Raw genomic sequence first — 18,665 nt, 5'->3', positions numbered from 1 at the left:
CTAATATTTATTGCTAATCTAAGAAAGGTAATGAGAAATGCTAGGATCAATATTGATAACTAATGATGATGGAATCAATAGCCCTGGAATAAACTATTTAATCGAGGAATTAAGCAAACAGGGCTTTGATGTATATGTTGTTGCTCCAAAAAATCAGGTATCTGGAGCAGGAAAATCGCACTCATTTTATGTAAAAGTAGAAAAGTGTTATGTAAAAAACGCAAAGGAATCATGGTGTGTTGATGGAAAACCAGCAGATGCTGTTGCAATTGGTTTGAGGTATCTTTTGAAGGACGTAAAACCTGATATTATAGTTTCAGGCATAAACATTGGACCAAACATGGGCTTAATGGATTTCTTCACGAGCGGCACAATAGGCGGTGCATTAGAGGGGATTTTGTTAGGCTATAAAGCTATAGCAGCTAGCTTTGCCGTTTTAAGAGGCATAAAAACAAGGGAACAAGATATTTTATTGAAAAAGGCAGCAAAAATCACAGCCGAAATCTCTAAAATAATGTTAGATATATTTAGAGAAGAAAAAATAGACTTGATTAATATTAATTTCCCAAGTATAAAACCAATTGGATTTAAGGTAACAAAAATGTCTTGGCTTTCTAATATGGATGTCAAACTTGATTCAAAAGATGATGTCTATCAAGTTATGGGTTGGAAAACTGATAACTTAGAAGAGGCATATGCTGGGGGAGAAGAAGAGAGTGACGTTGCGATGGTTAAGAAAGGATATATTTCATTAAGTCCATTATGTGTAAGATGTATCCCAGAAGCTATTTCATATGTTAAGGCATTTAACAAGATAGAAAACAGAATAAAAGGTATAGAAAATTTAATTTTAGCTTAGCAATTCCAAATTATTGACCATGGAGAACAATATCTATAAATTAATATGGACAATTTTGCTAAATCTTCCTTATCTAAATCATATAGCTTTGATAAAGGACAATTATCCTTGCAAGATATCTCTTTTGTTTTTCCACTAATTTCAATATATATATTATCTCTATTTCCATATATTTTAATATCGTTTTCTAAAAATTTTTTCTCTTTTAATCCCAAAAGATTTAGACTTAAATCTTTTGGAGGTTTTTTTAGTATAATTGATTCTTCAGCCATATTTATTGCATTTTTTACCTCAAAAACTGATCCCCTATTTTTAACGCTTACCTCCCCTGTTAAAATAATGCTTGCACCAGACTCTATCGATAAAAAAGTTGCAAATGCATTTGTCCCTGTTGTATCTGCATCCATGAGCTCAGTTACATTATTTATTCCAATCATTATTGGAAGACCTAAATTCGATAGCTTTTTTGCTCTGATTAATGTATTAAAGAATCCAGGATAAATGGCAGGATAAGCTATTGGGTCTAATATTAATTTTATACCTTTTCTCTTTAAATCTCTAATTTTTTTAATCATATCATGATTAATATCATTGATTAACAATACAGAAACCCTATCAAAAATCCAATCTATATTTTCATAAATATTATTTATAGTAAAGCTCATAAGAATATCTACATCATTTTTAAAATTTTTTAAAATATCAATATTAGCATCTAAACCGATGGGAATTGATGATAATTCTCTAATATTATGAATGACATCCTTTAAATATTCATATTGTATTGATGGAAAAACTCCCAAAATTATTGTATCAGCTCCATCTTGTATATAACTTTTTATTACTTTCATTAGATCATTCATTCTTTCTTCTTTATGCAGAAAAATTTCAGTGAATAATCTTATTGGATATCTTTTATAGATTTTAAGATCTCTTATTTTAAAAATAGGTTTTTTATAAGCTTTTTTCTTTTTTTCAACTATTTTCTTTATTTGCTCAGGAAATAGTTTATCTGCGCTAACTTTAGGACTTAGCTTTTCAATTTCAACATAATTAAGTAGATCAAATAAATAATTGTAGAATTCTGTTCCTTTAATAATCTTTCCATTAAAATCGCTAAAATCCCAAATTATATTTCCAGGTAATATTATATTATCATACTTATCCATTATATTGGATAGAATGTTAACTATTTGATCTAAGTTCATATTGTATAAATCTTTTATTTCTAATATATCAAATGAAACCAATTTTTTGCTAGGTATCTTAATAAATTTTTTATTTGTCGTTAAAAGTAAAACTTTCTTTTTGTTTTTCATTTTGCTTCCCATAAAACATTATTTTTAAAAATTATTAAGTTATAAGCTATTTTTAAATTTTTTATAAATTTTAAATTATTAGCAATTCTTTTTCCACTAGTCTACCTTCTAGACCAAGCCATGATACATTAAACTCTGTATTATCAAAAAGATTCGCATATTCTTTATTTAATGCGAGGCTTGCTGTTATTCTTCCAATGGAATCTCCTTTCATAATACCGCTGCCGCTTGTTCCTGCTGAAATTATTAAATTGCTTTCATATGGCTCATAAATAATTGGTTGCCCATCAAAGCTTATATCATAATGACCTGCCCAAGATGCATATGGATTTTTTTCTTTAAACTGATCAAAATATAACGATAGAACTGGCAATATACTATATAAATAAAAGTTTTCTTCTGCAACTGGGTTATCTTCCAGTTCAATTTTCCTTCCCAATTCATCACTTAATCCTATCCAAAAGGTGTTTTCTGAAGGATTAGGCCTAATATATACACCTTTTGGTAAAATTACAAACGGCATAGTATTTTCATCATTAAAACCTTTAGAATACAATATTCTTTTTAGTTCATTATTATCTGCTTTTATAGAAAATATCTGTCTTTTCTTAGGCCTACTATAGCTATCTAATCCAATTTTATTCAAATATAAATTGCTCCACGCTCCTAATGCAGATATTATTTTTTTATTTGCTCTTACAATCGTTCCATCGTTAAGCCTAACTCCCTTTACCTTTATTTCTTCCCAGGCAAAAGGTTCTCCTTCTATTCCAAGAGGTTTTTCTGGTTCAATAATAAATTCCTTTATTCCTATTCCATATGAGAACTCGACATTACGATCTTTAAGCTTTCCATAATAATAATCAATTATTTTTTCCGGATCTAAAATACCAGCATTTTTGAATAAAATAGATTTATATATGTTATGTGCACCAATAATATCGGCTTCTTCACTCCCTTCTATATCAGTTTTTATTCCAAGATTATTTTGTAAATAATCATTCTCAATTTCAGAAAATTCTACTCCTAATTTTTCAGCATATTCTAAACCTTTTTTAAAAACCGAATAATTATTTTTATCTAAAGAAAACAAATATCCAACATGTCTCATTCCTAAATCAAATTTTTCATTTTTTTGTAAATGTGAATAAAACTCAATGCTAGAAGAAGAAAGCAGGATGTTTAATTTGCTTGTAAATGCTGTTCTAAATGCTGCTGCACTCTTAGATGTATCTCCGGCACCAGGTCCATCATACTTATCTATAATTAATATAGAGGAATCCTTATCTTGTTCTGAAATATGATATGCAGTAGATAAACCCACAATACCTGATCCTATTACAATGTAATCTGGCATTGATACATCCCCCCGTGTTATGGAAAGGGAATATCAAGAATTTAAACAATTCTAATAAAAAATTTTCCCATTAACGTGGGAATAAAGCCTATTGTTTTAATATATAAACTGGATTTCTCCTGCTTGGGGAGTATAAAACTAAAACTCCTTCTTTTTCTAATTCTTTTAATATTCTTCTAGCTGTAGATAATGCAACATTATAGCTATTTGCAACTTTATAAGGTGTTACATAATTTAACTTTGCTAGGTCCTTTTTAACTCTTGATATCAGCTCTGAACTTGCATCAAATGCGCTTGTTTGTTTCTTTTCTTCTTTTGCTTTAGGCTGTTTACCGGGCTTTTTACTGACTTCTTTTGACATTACACTTCACCTAAAATAAGTAGAAAATTTCTTAGTTAAAAAACTTTAAAATGATATTGTTGTTGTCCCTCTGCCTTCTTCTCTCCTTTCTTCTCCTATTTCTCTAAATCTAGCGATGAGGGGATTTATTCTACCTTCTCTAGATAACTCATCTAGCATTTTTCTCATTGATGATGTGTGTTCAATATCCATTAATATTAGTTGTTGCAATATATTAATAGTTCTATCCCATACTTGTAATAAAAGTTCTTTAGGGGCATTTGTTGTAATAAATGGGTCCTGTAGCCAGTCGTCAAATGCCTTCAATGTTCTTATCATATGATTGAATGCTATCCTAGTATTTACTATTATATCTAATCTATCTGAATCTCTTACTTTTGGATAGTTTTCTTTAAATGTATCTAAAACTGCTTGTTGCATAGAAATCCATCTATCTAGATTCTTTAAAAACTCTCCCAAATCTTGTCTATACTGAGACACTTTTTGCACCTGTTTACTATCTGGTGGACCAGGCTTATTATGAATATATCTATGCATCCTAATGGGCTGAGTAATTAAGGGATAGGTGAATGATAATTTTATGAATATAAATATAAAAATTCCAATCATTATTTGTTACAATGTAGGTGACAATCTATGAAAGGATGGAATGGTAACATATTATGGATAGATCTCAATAAAGAAGAAGCTAAAACAATAGAATATCCAAAAGAATGGGCTGCCGAATATCTAGGAGGAAGGGGGCTAGCAATAAGGATTTTATGGGAATATAACAAACCAGGGATTGATCCTTTTTCTCCAGAAAACTTGTTAATTTTTGCAATTGGACCCCTATCAGGAATGCCTATACCTAGTAGTGGAAAGCTACAGGTTGCATCAAAGAGCCCCTTAACAGGAGGTTATGGAGATGGAAATATTGGTACACTGTTTTCTGTTGAAATGAGGAAATCCGGTTTAGATGCGATAGTATTTTATGGTAAATCAGAAAAACCATTACTACTTAATATAGAAAACGATAAGGTAAGTTTTGAAAATGCTGATGATTTGTGGGGTTTAGATTCTTGGGAAACCGAAGAAAAACTTAGAAAAAGATTTGGAAGATTTGCTGGAATGGTAGAAATAGGACCGGGAGGAGAGAACTTAGTAAGATTTGCAACTGTTATGAGCCAAGAAGGGAGAAGTGGGGGAAGGCCGGGTATTGGAGCAGTTATGGGATCTAAAAAGATAAAAGCTGTTGTAATAAAAGGAACAAAGAATGTAGAATTATTTGATGAAAAGAATTTCAAAATAGAAGGGATTAAGGCATTAAAAGAAGTTAGAGAAAGGCCCGGTTATAATTTCTGGATGAGAGAAGGTACGATGGCAACTGTTGATTGGGCCCAAGAAGCAAGTGTTTTACCAACTTATAACTTTAGCGAAGGAGTTTTTGATGAATATAAAGGTATCGATGGTTATACTATGGAATCATTAAAGGTAGATCAAAGAGGTTGCCCTGGATGTAATATGCAATGTGGTAATGTAATACTAGATACTGAAGGAAATAAAAGTGAGTTAGATTATGAAAATGTTGCTATATTGGGAAGCAATTTGGGAATTCCTAGATTACAAGATGTAGCCGTTTTAAATACCTTAGCTGATAAGTATGGTTTAGACACAATAAGCCTTGGCGGTGTTTTAGGTTGGGGGACTGAGGCAAGCCAAAAAGGGATATTAAATGTTGATGGAAGAAAATTAGAATGGGGAGATGTAAAGACATATAAAGAATTAGTATCTGAGATAGCTTTTAGAAAAACAGAATTAGGAAATATATTAGCTGAAGGCACAATGCATGCCTGCAATAAAGTAGGAGGTTGTGATTTTGCTGTTAATGCAAAAGGTTTAGAAGTAAGCGCGTATGATTGTCATACAGCTCCCGGTATGGCTCTTGCCTTTTCAACAAGCCCAATAGGTGCTCACCATAAGGATGCATGGGTTATAAGTTGGGAAGTACAAAATGATAGATTTTCATATGATAGGGAAAAAGCCGCAAAGGTTATTGAATTACAAAGGATCAGAGGAGGAATGTTTGAAAGCATAACTACTTGTAGGCTTCCATGGGTAGAAATCGGATTGAATTTAGAACATTACCCACTTTTATTAACTTATGCAACAGGTATAAAGTATACATGGGATACTATATATGATGTAGCTGATAGAATATATGCGTTGATTAGGGCATTTTGGATAAGAGAATTTAATGCGTGGGATAGAAAATATGATATGCCTCCTGAAAAGTGGTTTAAATATCCTTTAACTAAAGGTCCATTGAAGGGTGGTAGACTGAGCTATGAAGGATATAATCAGCTCTTAGACCACTATTATGATTTAAGAGGATGGGATAAAAATGGTGTTCCAAAAATAGAAACACTAAAAAGGTTGAATTTAGAATTTGTAATACCTACATTAGAAAAAATAGTTAAATTAAGTTAAGATAATTTAGATGCAGCTTCTCCTGCAATTTCCTTATATCTATTTCTAACTGTTACCTCTGTAACACCAGCTACATGGGCAACTTCTTTTTGTGTTCTTCTTAATCCATGCTTAAGAGCTGCAAGATAAACTGCTGCTGCAGCAAGTCCACTAGGATCTTTTCCTGCCGTTGTTCCTTTACCTCTTGCTTCTCTCAATATTTTTATTGCTTCTACCGCTACATAATCAGGAAGTCCTAATGCGCTAACAATTCTATTAACGAATAATTCCGGCTCTATTACTGGTATATCTACCTCTAAATCTCTTACTAATAATCTATAACATCTAGCTATTTCTCTCTTTACATCATTATCTTTTATTGATAAATGCTTAGCGATTTCATCTATTGTACATGGAATTCTTAATTTACGACAGGCTGCATATAAAGTTGCTGCAACAACGCTCTCAATACTCCTACCTCTTGTTAAACCTTTTTGTGTAGCATCTCTGTACATTTTAGATGCCTCTTCTCTAACTTTATTTGATAATTCCATATGAGTCGCTAACTCATCTAAAATTTTCAAAGCCTGATTAATGTTCTTTTCTAAACTGCTTAATGTTCTGCCCATCCTAAAACTACGTTGTAACCTTAACATATCAATTCTTCTTGATAATCCTCTAATCTTTTTTCCACTCCCTTCATGAAAACTACCAATATAAACATCTACTCCCATATTTGGTTTGCTTAACGATAAAGGTCCTCCAACTCTTGTTCTCCTTGCTTTTTCATCCGGGGTATATGCACGCCATTCTGCTTCGTCTCCTATAACTTGCTCTTCTATAACTTCTCCTGTTTCAAGACAAATCCTTGCTCCCATATTTGCATCATATATTATCTTATCTGGTGGGCACTTAACACTTGACTTAGATTGATCCTTACCAGAATCCTGAGACTGGGACATGCACTTCACCAAACCTTTTAAACTTTTCCTACCTATAAGTGTTGCGCAAAGTTTATATATTAATATTAACAGAATCTAATATATAAAATTTTTTGTTTATTATTTAATAAATAATTACTTGCTAACCATTATTGTTTGATAAGTTTATTAGACTTTAAAAGGTTAGATTTTTGTAATATAAATAAAGCGGGAATTGGTATGATATTAGCAAGTTGGAGAGATATAGCTAAAACAATTAAGACATCAGATGTGGTAATAGAAGTATTAGATATTAGGGATCCAATATCTACAAGGAGTAAAAGAGTTGAAGAAATAGCTAATTCTTTAAATAAAAATTTAATAATATTGTTAAATAAAGCTGATTTAGTTCCTTATAATATTGCAGAGAAGTGGAAAGAAAAGTTTACATTAGAGGGATTTGATACTATTTTTTATTCAGTATGGAGAAAGAAAGATAGAAAGCATTTGCTTGAAATGCTTGATAAGTATTCTAAAGGTAATGAAACTTTTTATTCATTAATTGGATATCCGAAAACTGGTAAGTCAAGTATAATAAATTCATTAAAAGGTAAAAAAAGTGCTCCAACAAGTCCATTGCCTGGTAGCGCTGGATATACAAAGTCTTTTACTATATATAAAATTAAAAATGGTATTTATGTTTTAGATTCTCCTGGAGTAATGCCAATAGAAGGAGGTTTTCCAGAATCTATAATAAGAGGAAAAGCAATTGATGAGCTAAATGATCCAGTTAGACCTGCTGTTGCTTTAATAGAAAAGATTCTAAAATACAATCCAAACGCATTTTTGAATTCATATAAGATTAATGAGAGAGATCCATACAAAATATTAGAAGAGCTAGCATATAAGAGAATGTGGATATATAAGAAAACCAAGGAACCAAATATAGATGAAGCAGCAAAGGCAATAATAAGGGATTATCATAAGGCTAAAATAGAGTTTTTTGTATATCCTGAAGAAAATATTGAAATGAGCCAAGAATAAAGAATATAATGGCAATTAGCTTCTGATCCTGACTATCTTCGCCTTACCCATTATTAACCAATATTCTACTTCTACTCCAGGTTTTAGTTTTTCTAATAATTCTGGTTCATCATTTGGCTTTTCTACTTCTATTGTATCATATGATTCCATATCCATAACTTGTAAGTTGTTTCCCAAATCAGCTAATACCTGGCCGTTCCTTTTTTCTATAATAGGAACCTGGACTTGTGTATCTGTTGGAGCAATCAATGTTTTCTTTTGCCCTGTAAATAGGCTAACTGCAACAACATGAGCCTTAGCACTTCCATGCTTTCCAGTTTTGGCTTTAGTTATTTCTACAACTCTGCAAGGTTCATTATCAATTACTATATAGCTTCCCTTTTTTAGATCTCCTAAAGTGGCGAATTGTACGCTCATTTTTTCACCATATTTCATAAATATGCAAGTTCTAGATTTAAAAATTAACGTTCTTCTTTATTAGATTATACTCATTATTGAAGCTCTAATAATACTTATAGCAAAACCAGCTAATATTAGACTCATGAATTTATCTACCAATAGCGCTCCATGTTCTCCTAGATATTTTAATATGTATTGACCTGCATATAATATTAAATAAGCTAAGACTATGTTTATGAAAATGGTTATTATGGCTATTGGATATCCGTAAGAATACCTTATGTATAAAACGGTAGATATACTCCCAGGACCTGCCAATAGTGGTGTTGCTAATGGAACTATTGCTTCTTTTTCTATGTCTTCTATATTATTTTTAGGGGCTCCAATTTCTATGTCAAATAAGCTTGAAATTGCATAAACCAACAAAATTAGACCTGCTGCAACCCTGAAATCATTGAATGTTACTCCTAATATTTTGAAGATATAATCTCCAATTATAGTAAATGCTAGTAGCATAAAAACAGCAGCAAGTATTAATGTATTTAAAAATTTCTTCCTCTTTTCCTTAGGTAACAAATTAGCAGTTGGTATATAAAAAGGTACTACAGTAAATGGATCCAACACAACGAATAGCATTATAATTGAATTTATCAGTTCTCTTGTATTCAATATTTGCAAATGATAACACCGTTATATTATTGTTTATTTTTCTTCTTCCTCCCCTTCTTCTTCTATGCCTTCTGGAGCAGCTTTTTCTGTTGTTATTTCGACCGCTTCTTTCTCTAGCTCTGTTTTAATATCATCATTTATATATGGTGAAATCAAGTAAATCTTGTGTTCAACATAGTTGTCTTCTCCTATCATCATGTTTTCAAAACTTATTGTGTAAACTGGGATCCTAGCTATTGCCTTTTCTGATGTTCTGCTTAAAGTACCCACATTTCTTAAGATATCGACAAGTTCTGGATCTAATGGCAATGGCAATTCTAATTCTCTTATATCTCTTAATACTATGAAATCACTTGTTTCTGGATTCCACTCTTTCATAGCATCTTCGCTCTTCTTTTTTACTATTTGATCCAATTCTCCTTCCATTAATTCGCTTGAAATTATTTTACCTACTTCTGACCTTATTACTATTATTTTCATTTCTTGCACTCTCTTCGTTCGTTAATATTGATTTTTCCGGTTTATATGCTTTAATATACGTGCCAAAAGGAATTACCTTATGTTAAAAATAATTAAAATTATTAAACATTTTATGTTAAATTTTTAAAATTGTTTACCTTATCCTTGAGAAATGTAAAGCCATTTAAAAATACTTATAATTATCCTATATTAGACAAAATGATAAAGTAAAACTTAATAGTGTTAGAAATTTTCTTGTGAAAGAGAAAATCATAAAAACTAATTTAATATGATAAAGTTATAATTTATGAGGATTTATTATTATTGAATAATATTTATAAATCCTTATGGAAAACAAAACTAGGATATACCATGAATAATAATGCAAGAGGTTACATTTACCTAATATTAGTCGTATTAATTTGGGGTTCGGCATATCCTGTAGTAAAAATACTTGAGAATTATATTTCACCTATATATGTAGCATTGCTTAGATCATTAATTGGGGGTCTTATAATTTTTATTATTTGGAGAAAAATGATTTTTGGAATAAAGGAAACAATTGCTGGTATCTTAAATAACGCTTTGTTTTTAATTTTTTTAAATTTAGGTATAATGTATTCTAAAAATCCATCATTAGCAGCTGTTTTGGTATATACTCAACCAATTTTTGTTGTAATATTGAGTAAAATTTATTTAAAGCTTAAGATAACATTAATTCAATATATTGGAATAATAATTGGTTTTGTAGGCATATTTTTAACTAATATATCATCAATAGGTTTCAGTATTGGATTAATTTTTTCATTATTGAGTGGTATTTCATGGGCTTTGGGTACTGTTTATTTTGTTAAAAACCTACATGATAGAGATATTATAGGATTAAATTCTTATATGTCTTTGATTTCAGCTCCATTTATATCGATTTTTATACCATTAAGCAATTACTTTATAATTAGCTTAAAGTCATTATTATTAATATTATACACAACAGCAATAATTCAAGCTGCTGCATGGCTTCTATGGTTTTATGCTGTTAGAGCATTAGGCCCAGTAAAGAGTAGTGCAATAGTTATGCTAACTCCAGCAGTTTCATTTATTTTTACAATATATTTAATAAAGGTGCTACCATCGCTTTTGCAAATAATTGGATCAGCAATTGTATTAATTGGATCAATTATGTCTCAATCGAGTTACAGAAAAAGGGCTTAGACTTAAAGCCTTGGAGAAATTCATCATATATAATGAATTTTAATGATGATCGCTTATGAGGAATAATTGTGATTCATAATGGGCCTACATTTTCATATCCTTGTCTAACTCCTTGACCTGCTTTTTTAACTAAGCCTTCTCCATCTTCTTTTAATAATATCGCTAAATTTTCTGCATGAGCCTTTGTTCTTTCTATAGCAATTTTCTTAAGCTCTTCTTCATTATCGCTTTCATCCTCATGAACAGTAACATCAATAATTATTTTTCCTGTTAAAACTGATAACATAACAAGTCCTACTGATAGAGCTATGTAGCTGTATTTATCTACTTGCTTTTTACCTACCCACCCCAAAGTTATTATTCCATCACACCCGCTATCTATGAGTCTTCTAGCCTCTCCAGGCAAATCTTTAATTCCTGGGACTGTATGCCTTATTATCATGTAATCAGGTAGTAGATCTCTCAATACTTTTAATGCAATTGAACCCATATCAACCCTTGAAAATGTTGTATCAATAATCCCAACACATTTTTTCTCCTTCACAGGCTTCTAACACCTCCTTACCGCTTATTAAAACATACCCCATTTTTTTAGCATATTTCTCAGCTTTTTCCAAGCTTAATGAAACTCCAAAATCTAGCATTTCTGCAAATGTTGTTGCAGGTTCCATCTTAGCTAATAAAGATAAATAGATGCTCAACTCAGTATGTCCCTTTCTTTCTTTTAAATTTCTTGCAGCTAGTAATGGAACATGACCTGGAGCCTGAAACTCCTCTACAAATTTTTTAATGGCTTCATTTCTTTTGTCTTCAACAAATAATTTGATTGTTTTATAGAGTTCTCTTATGGTTAATGCCCTATCATTATCGCTTATGCCCGTTCTTACATTTACATGGTTTACCCATATTGTGAATGCTGGTCTATCTTTATAGAAAAGTAATTTTTCTGTTAGGGGTTTTAAATTTGGGATTTTAGCTATTAATTCATCACCCCATATTAATCCAAGTTCCTTAGCTATATTCCAAGATGTTGCAAAACAAATTAATCCTCCCGCTTCATTTCTTAATTTATATATTGATTCAGGAGTTACTTTAGATGCGTGGTAGACCATATCTATTTCACTTTCTCTATTTGAAGAATCATATAGTAATATTGGATAACCATTCTTCCAGCTCTCAATAGCCTTATCTATGTCTTTCCCACTTTGCATTTGATGTCACCAACGCTAGCACTAGCGTCAAAAGTGATAGTAAAAACAAGCTATAATATATTATCATATAGAATTTGTTATAATCTTCTTTATTTTCTGAAAATATATTTGAGCTATTTAATATAGTAACATTGCTTAAATTTTCTGGATTTGTTATAATCGTCTTATTAGTTGTGATAATCCCAAAGACAACATCAAGAGATGAATTATCTGAAAATTGATATATTAGCCATGAGCTCTTGGAAAATGAAATCGTTTTTCCTATTAAATTGTTTAAATTAATTTCTAGAATGGAACCATTTATGTTATATGTTTCATTAATTCCCGGTATATTTAAAATGCCATATTTGCCAATTGATATATTTAATATTTTTAAGTTAGAATCATTTGTATTTAACAATAGATATGGCGTAGAATTATAAAATGTTAAGTTTTTTATTTTTATGTTTATATTTTTTAAAAATATAATTAATAAGTTTGTATTAATGTTATAAATAAGTATTTTATAGGCTCCATTTAAAACAAGGCTTCCCTCATAAATGTTATTATAATATATCGAATATATACCATTATTAAAACTTGAGATGCTGTTATTTTTTATTTCTATTGATGAAGAGGGATTATTTAATAAAATAGGAATGCTTTCCAAATTATATATTGGTAGAGAAATCATAATTAATATTAATATAAAAAATAAGATCTTCATTTTTACCTCAACTTATTATAGCATTGATGCAACGATTTCAGCTATCGTTCTTGTTAAAAATGATTCAATAAATGCAGCAACAGCCAACATTATAGCAGATATAAGTAAGAGACCTATAGAATTCTTATACATTTTTACTGGTCCTTTAGAAATCAAAAGTATGAAAACTGATGAAACTAGTGTTACAGAAGGTATTTCTATTACTCCATGAGGAACCAGCAGATAGAATAATACAAGAGGAGGATTAGGATAAGCTCCTGGCAAAACAAAACCTACTAAGCCACCGTTTACTGCAACAATTAATATAGGTATAACAATTGTAAGAGAAGATACCCATGTTATTATGGCAGTTTTTACATTATTTCCAAAAATAATAAATGGCAATAGATAATAGCTGTTTCCTAATCCAAAGCTTTGTGCGATTTGTCTAATACCCGATTCTTGACTTTGTAAATATTGACCAACAAAGGATTGCATAATAGCGTTGTATGATAAGATTATTATGATACCTACAATTCCAAATAGTGCAATTAATGTAATCCAAGTTCTTCTAAGGCTTTTTTCGTTTATCATCAAATCCACTGCATCATCTATTATACCCATATTTTATCACCTTCACCTATTATAATACAATCTTTTGGCAGCCTATCTCCAATTATCCACATTTTGGAAGCCGGCATTATTATAATTATTTCTTTATTTTCTTTACAATACTCTAGACACTCTTCATTTTTACAATTTAATAATTTATAATTTTCTTTAAGTTCTATAAATTTTATTTTTTGGCTTTTAATCATAATACCCCTAAAATAAATTTCAAAGAAAAAATTTATATTTTTATTTGAATTAAAGTAGAGCTAACAAGTGTATTTTTTAAATTCTTATACTAACATATATTTTGTTGAGGAGAAACTCAAACCCAAATATATAAACAAATTAAAATGGTAAGGTGTAATTCATGGAGAAAGAAGGTAAGGATTTAAAGAAAAGGAAATCAATATTAATGGATTTATGGAATGATTTAATAACTATATGGGAAAGTAATCCCAAAAAGGTAACAAGAGAATACGTGATAGAAAGGTTAAAGAACGAATATAACAAAGAAAAAATTTCTCCAATAAAAGGAGCTACAGATCCCAAAGATTTATATGATAAAGAAATGACAAGTTTATACGTATTAGGAAAATATGGAATGGGTCTAGAAATACAGTATCCTGAATTATTTGATTTAGTTTTTGCCCAAGAAATTAAGATGGATCAAATAAATGAAATTTTGCTATCAGATAATCTCGATGGAGGAAAAGATAAAATATTGGCTATAATTGGAGGGATTAATGGGAATACAATTGCGAAAATTATGAGACTTGGTGTAACAAAAGAATATTTTGGGTTTATAGATCAAAGATCTGTAGTAAAGCTTGCGGATTCTCTAAAGAAATTATTTCCAAATCAAGAGAATGAAGTCAATAAATATATGAAATTTTATGCCGCATTTAAAATTTCTAAGGCAATAGATGATGGAACTGTAAGAAATAGAATAATGAAAGAAGCTTTAAGGCAGGCATTAGCCATAGAATTGAATATTGATAAAAAGAATATGCCTAGAGATAATTACATAATGAAGGTTGCATCTGGCTCATTTAACATACCGAAAAAAGTAATAAGGCAAATATTTCCCTATAATAAATCAAAAAAATTAAATAAAAATGAAAATAAAAGTAATTAAATCTTTAATCCAAAAGCCTGTCTTACCAACTCCCTTGCTATAGTTAATCTTTGTATTTCATTAGTTCCTTCATATATGGTTGTTATAACTGAATCTCTTAGATATCTTTCTAATCCCATTTCTTGATCTACTCCATAACCTCCATGTATTTGAACAGCTTGTCTAGATATCCATTCAGCAGCTTCTGATGCAAAAGACTTTGCTAGGCTTGCTGCTATTATGAACTCGCTTCTATTAGCATCTGCTAGGCTTGCTGCCCAATAAGTTAATAACCTTGCAGCCTCTAATTTCATGTACATTTCAGCTATCTTTTCATCTATCATCTCGAAATTAATTATTTGCTGTCCGAAAAGTTCTCTCTGTAAAGAATAATTTAATGCCTTTTCAAAAGTTGCTTGAGCTATACCAACTGCTTGTGCTGCAATACCTATTCTTGTATAATCATATGTCGATACTATAACTTTGAATCCTTCATCAACCTTACCAACAACATTTTCTTGTGGGACCTTAACGTTATCAAAAATAACTTCATATGGTTGTTCTCCTCTCATGCCTATTACTTTAAAATGCTGCCCTAATTTTACACCTGGCCAGTTTTTCTCAACAACAAATACTGTAATACCCCACCATCTCTTATTTTGCTGTTGTGGATTTGTTCTAGCAGAAACAATGAAGTAATCGGCTTTTTCAGCACCGCTTATGAAAACCTTTCTTCCATTTATTACATAATGGTCATTTTGCTTTTCTGCTCTAGATTGTATACCAGCAACATCGCTACCCCCGCTTGGTTCTGTATTTGCATGGGCTCCTTGAGCTTCTCCTCTAGCAATAGGCATTATGTATTTTTTCTTTAATTCTTCGCTACCAAATTTTAATATTGGTACACCAAATAGATGGTTTACTCCAACTGCAACTGCAAGGCTAGGCACGATTCTTGCTATTTCTTCCATCATAATTGTTGTCATTAATTGGCCTCCACCTTGTCCTCCATATTCTTCAGGAATACCAATGCCAAAGAAGCCTTGTTCTCCCATAGCTTTAAATATTTCAGGCGGAATTTGATTAGTATCCTCTATTTCTTTCCATCTAGGTTCAACATTCTTTTCTAGGAATTCTCTAACAGATTTCCTAAATAATTCATGTTCATTATTTATATCTATTTTGAAGTCTTCAATGCTTTTGAATGGAAATACCATGCCCACCACCTACACTCCATATAGTTTAGAAATTGAGGAGGTATAATATTTACTTATTTTTATATATTCATTACTCTTTATCATTGAGCCTATTAATATTTTTATCATATTTTTATCATATTTTTATCATATTTTTATAAAAATAATTAATTATCAATGATTAGAAAAGTTTAAATAATCCCTACTAAAATTAAGAGAAAGGTGAATTGTTTAGATGCGGGATAGTGATGAGAGTTCTCGGCCTAAATTGAGGAAATTCTTGACATTAACTGATATATTTATGTTATCAATAACCGGCATGATAGGTTCTGCATGGCTTTTTTCTGTAGTAGCTGGAGATTATTATGCAGGACCTGCTTCTATTTTAACATGGATCATTGCCGGTGTATTTTTCATTTTTATGGTGTTTGGCTTTGCAGAACTAGGAGGAATTTTCCCATTTTCTGGATCGTTAGCAAGATATAATCACTATACGCATGGAATATTTAGCAACTATCTGTTAGCATGGGCTTACTTTTTGGGTGCAGTTACAACTGTATCCGTTGAGGCTATTGCAATAGTAACATATGCAAGTTCATATATTTCAGGTTTAGTTGGAGCGAATGGTCTTTTAACGCCATTAGGGGTATTAATTGCTGCAGGATTAATTTTATTATTTACAATTATACAACTAGTTGGTATTAATGTATTTGGATGGTTTAACAGATTTATAACTGCATGGAAAATATTAATACCACTAATTACCATAATTCTCTTAATATCGTTATATTTCCATCCATCTAATTTTGTTTCATTAACAGGTGGTTTTGCTCCATATGGAACTGCTGCAATATTTGCTGGTATGATTCCTTCAGGAATAGTATTTGCGTATGAGGGCTTTAGACAAGGGTTGGAATATGCCGGTGAAGCCAAAAATCCACAAAGAGATGTACCATTAGGAACTATATTGGCAATAGTTGTTGTTATAATAATGTATGTATTATTGCAAGTTGCATTTACAGGAGGTATCAATTGGAGCGCAGCAGGCATTACTCCAGGTAATTGGACAGGATTATATAATGCATGGGAATCGCACCCATTTTATAGTGAATTAGTTGCATCCGGAGTTCCTCTGCTAGCTATTTGGGCAATAATTTTGTTAATAGACGCTGCAATTTCTCCAGCCGGGACATTAGCAGTATATACTGGCTCATCAGCTAGAAATATATTTGGTATGTCAAGAGTCGGTTATATACCAGAATTTTTATCTAAGGTTCACAAAAAATTCAGAACTCCATGGATAGCAATTTTAATAACATTTGTTTTAGCAATAGCATTTTTGTTGCCTATTCCAAGCTGGTATTATGTTGTTAGCCTAAGTTCTCTTTTAACAGTCTATAATTATTTAACTGTTGGTATAACAAATCATGCATTAAAGAATCTTGCACCAAATCTTAAAAGACCCTATAAAGCTCCTGTATGGTTTATAACTTTTCCATTAGGTTTTGTAGCAGCTGCAATGCTTGTTTATTGGTCTGGTTATAGCTTAATTAATACAACAGTTATAGCCGTTGTAGCAGGTTTACCATTAGTCTTATTTGGACCATATAGAAATAAATTGAACTTACCTTTAAAAGAGGTGAGCATATTTTCAATATTATTATGGTTATTCCTCGCATTTATTGTTGCTGGTAATGTTTATTCATGGGGGCCATTAGCAAACTTCCCAGTTTATTGGGCATTATTATCTCTCTTGCAAATAGCTTCAATAGCATATTTATATTTAAAGAGTCATCACAGAAGCGTTAAAGCAACTTGGTGGTTGATAATATTTAATATATTGTCTGGCGTAATATCGTATTACGGTTCATTAGGAATATCACCTATAATACCTTATCCATATGATTATGTAGTATTTGTAGTTACAAGCCTTGTCGTCTATTTCATAGGTGTTAAAACAGCATATTTAACAAATGATTTAAAGGATGTTATTGAAAAAGGATTGCCTGAAGAATGATCTAATTTATATTTAATATTTTTATTTTTTTGAATATAAAATCATAAATTTTTCTCCAAACATTTTCAAAATAAATGACTAGTAAAGAAGACCAAATTCCAACTACTACACCTGCTAATAGGTCGCTGAAGAAATGGACTTGCAAGGCAAGTCTAGTATACATTATAATTAATGCGTAAATCCATGATAAATATTTTAATTTGCCTTTCTTAGTTGTGTCAAATATATATGTTATATAAAACGCTAAAACCGATACTCTAACAGTGTGACCTGATGGGAATGAGAAATAATCAGCATTAATTAACGATTTTAATAAAGACCAATGGGGCTGTATTTCATATGGTCTAGGTATCATAGTAAATGCTTTAATTAATAATGTAGCTATCATAGAAATTATAATTGCAATAATAAAGCTAACAACGTTTTTTGTAACATTTTTCCTTAATATTGCCTGCCCAAAATACAAAATTACCATATATACTATGAATGCCTCAAGGCTTGCTGTATCTGTAATAAATTTTATCAACAAATTATTCTTTAAATTAATATGGGATAAAAAATATGTATTTATACCATTAAATGCCTTAAGTTCTTCTAAAATGATCATAACAATTAATATTAAAGTTGCTATGATAAGTTTTTGGGAATTTTTCATTTTTATCACCAAAGGCCTCCTCCGTAAGGTCTAGGGAGTTTACAGATTACCTCAATAGTTATTTTTATTTGGTATTATATAAATTTGCATCAAATAATGAAAGTTATAATATAATTAATATGATTAAA

At 30.6% G+C, this 18,665-nt stretch carries 21 protein-coding genes; 6 read left to right on the top strand and 15 right to left on the bottom strand.

Annotated elements, in window-relative coordinates:
* Positions 1-37 precede the first annotated feature (37 nt).
* Entirely contained in the window at positions 38-859 is an 822-nt protein-coding gene (gene surE, locus CALAG_RS05605) for a 5'/3'-nucleotidase SurE (RefSeq protein WP_015232767.1), read from the top strand.
* Here surE and CALAG_RS05600 read toward each other — a convergent pair.
* The 4 genes from CALAG_RS05600 to CALAG_RS05585 all read right to left on the bottom strand — a co-directional run bounded on the left by CALAG_RS05600 (position 856) and on the right by CALAG_RS05585 (position 4,376).
* Positions 856-2,178, bottom strand: coding sequence for a hypothetical protein (locus CALAG_RS05600; RefSeq protein ID WP_015232766.1), 1,323 nt, complete (start codon positions 2,176-2,178; stop codon positions 856-858). The genes surE and CALAG_RS05600 overlap by 4 nt on opposite strands.
* Positions 2,179-2,248: 70 nt before the next feature.
* Complete coding sequence (locus CALAG_RS05595; RefSeq protein ID WP_015232765.1) at positions 2,249-3,535, bottom strand: NAD(P)/FAD-dependent oxidoreductase; 1,287 nt, start codon at positions 3,533-3,535, stop codon at positions 2,249-2,251.
* Between the two features lie 88 nt (positions 3,536-3,623).
* The gene (locus CALAG_RS05590) at positions 3,624-3,896 is read right to left on the bottom strand and encodes a 30S ribosomal protein S25e (RefSeq protein ID WP_015232764.1); all 273 of its coding nucleotides are present in this window, start codon (positions 3,894-3,896) and stop codon (positions 3,624-3,626) included.
* Positions 3,897-3,941: 45 nt separating this feature from the next.
* The gene (locus tag CALAG_RS05585; protein ID WP_015232763.1) at positions 3,942-4,376 is read right to left on the bottom strand and encodes a DUF2153 domain-containing protein; all 435 of its coding nucleotides are present in this window, start codon (positions 4,374-4,376) and stop codon (positions 3,942-3,944) included.
* A gap of 156 nt (positions 4,377-4,532) precedes the next feature.
* Between CALAG_RS05585 and CALAG_RS05580 the strand changes: the two genes are divergently transcribed.
* Positions 4,533-6,365 carry an aldehyde ferredoxin oxidoreductase family protein gene (locus CALAG_RS05580; RefSeq protein ID WP_015232762.1) on the top strand — a complete coding sequence of 611 codons (1,833 nt, stop codon included), beginning with the start codon at positions 4,533-4,535 and terminating at the stop codon, positions 6,363-6,365.
* Here the strand turns inward: CALAG_RS05580 and CALAG_RS05575 are convergent.
* Positions 6,362-7,306, bottom strand: a complete 945-nt coding sequence (locus CALAG_RS05575) for a transcription initiation factor IIB (RefSeq protein WP_048816791.1) — start codon at positions 7,304-7,306, stop codon at positions 6,362-6,364. The genes CALAG_RS05580 and CALAG_RS05575 overlap by 4 nt on opposite strands.
* Before the next feature lie 135 nt (positions 7,307-7,441).
* Between CALAG_RS05575 and CALAG_RS05570 the strand changes: the two genes are divergently transcribed.
* Positions 7,442-8,308, top strand: a complete 867-nt coding sequence (locus tag CALAG_RS05570) for a GTPase (RefSeq protein WP_015232760.1) — start codon at positions 7,442-7,444, stop codon at positions 8,306-8,308.
* A gap of 15 nt (positions 8,309-8,323) precedes the next feature.
* Here CALAG_RS05570 and CALAG_RS05565 read toward each other — a convergent pair whose 3' ends face one another.
* Genes CALAG_RS05565 through CALAG_RS05555 form a run of 3 tightly spaced genes read right to left on the bottom strand, consistent with a single transcriptional unit; the run spans position 8,324 to position 9,856 of the window.
* Positions 8,324-8,725, bottom strand: a complete 402-nt coding sequence (locus CALAG_RS05565; protein ID WP_048816789.1) for a translation initiation factor IF-5A — start codon at positions 8,723-8,725, stop codon at positions 8,324-8,326.
* A 60-nt stretch (positions 8,726-8,785) separates the two neighbouring features.
* Complete coding sequence (locus tag CALAG_RS05560; protein ID WP_245529225.1) at positions 8,786-9,385, bottom strand: MarC family protein; 600 nt, start codon at positions 9,383-9,385, stop codon at positions 8,786-8,788.
* 24 nt (positions 9,386-9,409) lie between these two features.
* Positions 9,410-9,856, bottom strand: coding sequence for a DUF2286 domain-containing protein (locus CALAG_RS05555; protein WP_015232757.1), 447 nt, complete (start codon positions 9,854-9,856; stop codon positions 9,410-9,412).
* Between the two features lie 303 nt (positions 9,857-10,159).
* On the opposite strand from CALAG_RS05555, the gene CALAG_RS05550 reads away from it, so the two are divergent.
* Positions 10,160-11,047, top strand: coding sequence for a DMT family transporter (locus tag CALAG_RS05550; RefSeq protein WP_015232756.1), 888 nt, complete (start codon positions 10,160-10,162; stop codon positions 11,045-11,047).
* 73 nt (positions 11,048-11,120) lie between these two features.
* Here the strand turns inward: CALAG_RS05550 and ribC are convergent, their stop codons facing one another.
* From ribC to CALAG_RS05525, 5 genes are read right to left on the bottom strand one after another with little or no spacing between them, the layout of a single operon-like run.
* On the bottom strand, positions 11,121-11,537 hold the full coding sequence (ribC, locus tag CALAG_RS05545; RefSeq protein WP_048816892.1) for a riboflavin synthase: 417 nt from the start codon (positions 11,535-11,537) through the stop codon (positions 11,121-11,123).
* 22 nt (positions 11,538-11,559) lie between these two features.
* Positions 11,560-12,258, bottom strand: a complete 699-nt coding sequence (locus CALAG_RS05540; protein WP_015232754.1) for a 3,4-dihydroxy-2-butanone-4-phosphate synthase — start codon at positions 12,256-12,258, stop codon at positions 11,560-11,562.
* The gene (locus tag CALAG_RS05535; RefSeq protein WP_015232753.1) at positions 12,233-12,964 is read right to left on the bottom strand and encodes a hypothetical protein; all 732 of its coding nucleotides are present in this window, start codon (positions 12,962-12,964) and stop codon (positions 12,233-12,235) included. The genes CALAG_RS05540 and CALAG_RS05535 overlap by 26 nt, the downstream gene beginning before the upstream one ends.
* Before the next feature lie 15 nt (positions 12,965-12,979).
* Entirely contained in the window at positions 12,980-13,567 is a 588-nt protein-coding gene (locus CALAG_RS05530; RefSeq protein ID WP_015232752.1) for a stage II sporulation protein M, read from the bottom strand.
* The gene (locus CALAG_RS05525) at positions 13,558-13,761 is read right to left on the bottom strand and encodes a hypothetical protein (RefSeq protein ID WP_015232751.1); all 204 of its coding nucleotides are present in this window, start codon (positions 13,759-13,761) and stop codon (positions 13,558-13,560) included. The genes CALAG_RS05530 and CALAG_RS05525 overlap by 10 nt, the downstream gene beginning before the upstream one ends.
* A gap of 161 nt (positions 13,762-13,922) precedes the next feature.
* Here CALAG_RS05525 and CALAG_RS05520 point away from each other — a divergent pair, with 161 nt between their 5' ends.
* A complete protein-coding gene (locus tag CALAG_RS05520) occupies positions 13,923-14,690 on the top strand; it encodes a DUF2192 domain-containing protein (RefSeq protein ID WP_015232750.1) in 768 nt (255 codons plus the stop codon).
* Here the strand turns inward: CALAG_RS05520 and CALAG_RS05515 are convergent.
* A complete protein-coding gene (locus CALAG_RS05515; RefSeq protein WP_015232749.1) occupies positions 14,687-15,886 on the bottom strand; it encodes an acyl-CoA dehydrogenase family protein in 1,200 nt (399 codons plus the stop codon). The two genes, CALAG_RS05520 and CALAG_RS05515, sit on opposite strands and share 4 nt — an antisense overlap.
* A gap of 259 nt (positions 15,887-16,145) precedes the next feature.
* On the opposite strand from CALAG_RS05515, the gene CALAG_RS05510 reads away from it, so the two are divergent.
* Positions 16,146-17,882, top strand: a complete 1,737-nt coding sequence (locus CALAG_RS05510) for an APC family permease (protein WP_245529224.1) — start codon at positions 16,146-16,148, stop codon at positions 17,880-17,882.
* Position 17,883: 1 nt separating this feature from the next.
* On the opposite strand, the gene CALAG_RS05505 is transcribed toward CALAG_RS05510, so the two are convergent.
* Positions 17,884-18,537, bottom strand: a complete 654-nt coding sequence (locus tag CALAG_RS05505) for a phosphatase PAP2 family protein (protein ID WP_048816788.1) — start codon at positions 18,535-18,537, stop codon at positions 17,884-17,886.
* Positions 18,538-18,665 lie beyond the last annotated feature (128 nt).

It is taken from the genome of Caldisphaera lagunensis DSM 15908 (genome assembly GCF_000317795.1).
Lineage (GTDB): Archaea > Thermoproteota > Thermoprotei_A > Sulfolobales > Acidilobaceae > Caldisphaera > Caldisphaera lagunensis.
The sequence above is the reverse complement of the archived record's forward strand: the minus strand, read 5'-3'. Positions and strand labels throughout refer to the sequence as shown.

Excerpts from the sequence above, each read along its gene's own strand:
- surE (WP_015232767.1), top strand. The coding sequence starts at position 38 with ATGCTAGGATCAATATTGATAACTAATGATGATGGAATCAATAGCCCT.
- CALAG_RS05600 (WP_015232766.1), bottom strand. The coding sequence starts at position 2,178 with ATGAAAAACAAAAAGAAAGTTTTACTTTTAACGACAAATAAAAAATTT.
- CALAG_RS05595 (WP_015232765.1), bottom strand. The coding sequence starts at position 3,535 with ATGCCAGATTACATTGTAATAGGATCAGGTATTGTGGGTTTATCTACT.
- CALAG_RS05590 (WP_015232764.1), bottom strand. The coding sequence starts at position 3,896 with ATGTCAAAAGAAGTCAGTAAAAAGCCCGGTAAACAGCCTAAAGCAAAA.
- CALAG_RS05580 (WP_015232762.1), top strand. The coding sequence starts at position 4,533 with ATGAAAGGATGGAATGGTAACATATTATGGATAGATCTCAATAAAGAA.
- CALAG_RS05575 (WP_048816791.1), bottom strand. The coding sequence starts at position 7,306 with ATGTCCCAGTCTCAGGATTCTGGTAAGGATCAATCTAAGTCAAGTGTT.
- CALAG_RS05565 (WP_048816789.1), bottom strand. The coding sequence starts at position 8,725 with ATGAGCGTACAATTCGCCACTTTAGGAGATCTAAAAAAGGGAAGCTAT.
- CALAG_RS05555 (WP_015232757.1), bottom strand. The coding sequence starts at position 9,856 with ATGAAAATAATAGTAATAAGGTCAGAAGTAGGTAAAATAATTTCAAGC.
- ribC (WP_048816892.1), bottom strand. The coding sequence starts at position 11,537 with ATGGGTTCAATTGCATTAAAAGTATTGAGAGATCTACTACCTGATTAC.
- CALAG_RS05540 (WP_015232754.1), bottom strand. The coding sequence starts at position 12,258 with ATGCAAAGTGGGAAAGACATAGATAAGGCTATTGAGAGCTGGAAGAAT.
- CALAG_RS05535 (WP_015232753.1), bottom strand. The coding sequence starts at position 12,964 with ATGAAGATCTTATTTTTTATATTAATATTAATTATGATTTCTCTACCA.
- CALAG_RS05530 (WP_015232752.1), bottom strand. The coding sequence starts at position 13,567 with ATGGGTATAATAGATGATGCAGTGGATTTGATGATAAACGAAAAAAGC.
- CALAG_RS05525 (WP_015232751.1), bottom strand. The coding sequence starts at position 13,761 with ATGATTAAAAGCCAAAAAATAAAATTTATAGAACTTAAAGAAAATTAT.
- CALAG_RS05520 (WP_015232750.1), top strand. The coding sequence starts at position 13,923 with ATGGAGAAAGAAGGTAAGGATTTAAAGAAAAGGAAATCAATATTAATG.
- CALAG_RS05515 (WP_015232749.1), bottom strand. The coding sequence starts at position 15,886 with ATGGTATTTCCATTCAAAAGCATTGAAGACTTCAAAATAGATATAAAT.
- CALAG_RS05505 (WP_048816788.1), bottom strand. The coding sequence starts at position 18,537 with ATGAAAAATTCCCAAAAACTTATCATAGCAACTTTAATATTAATTGTT.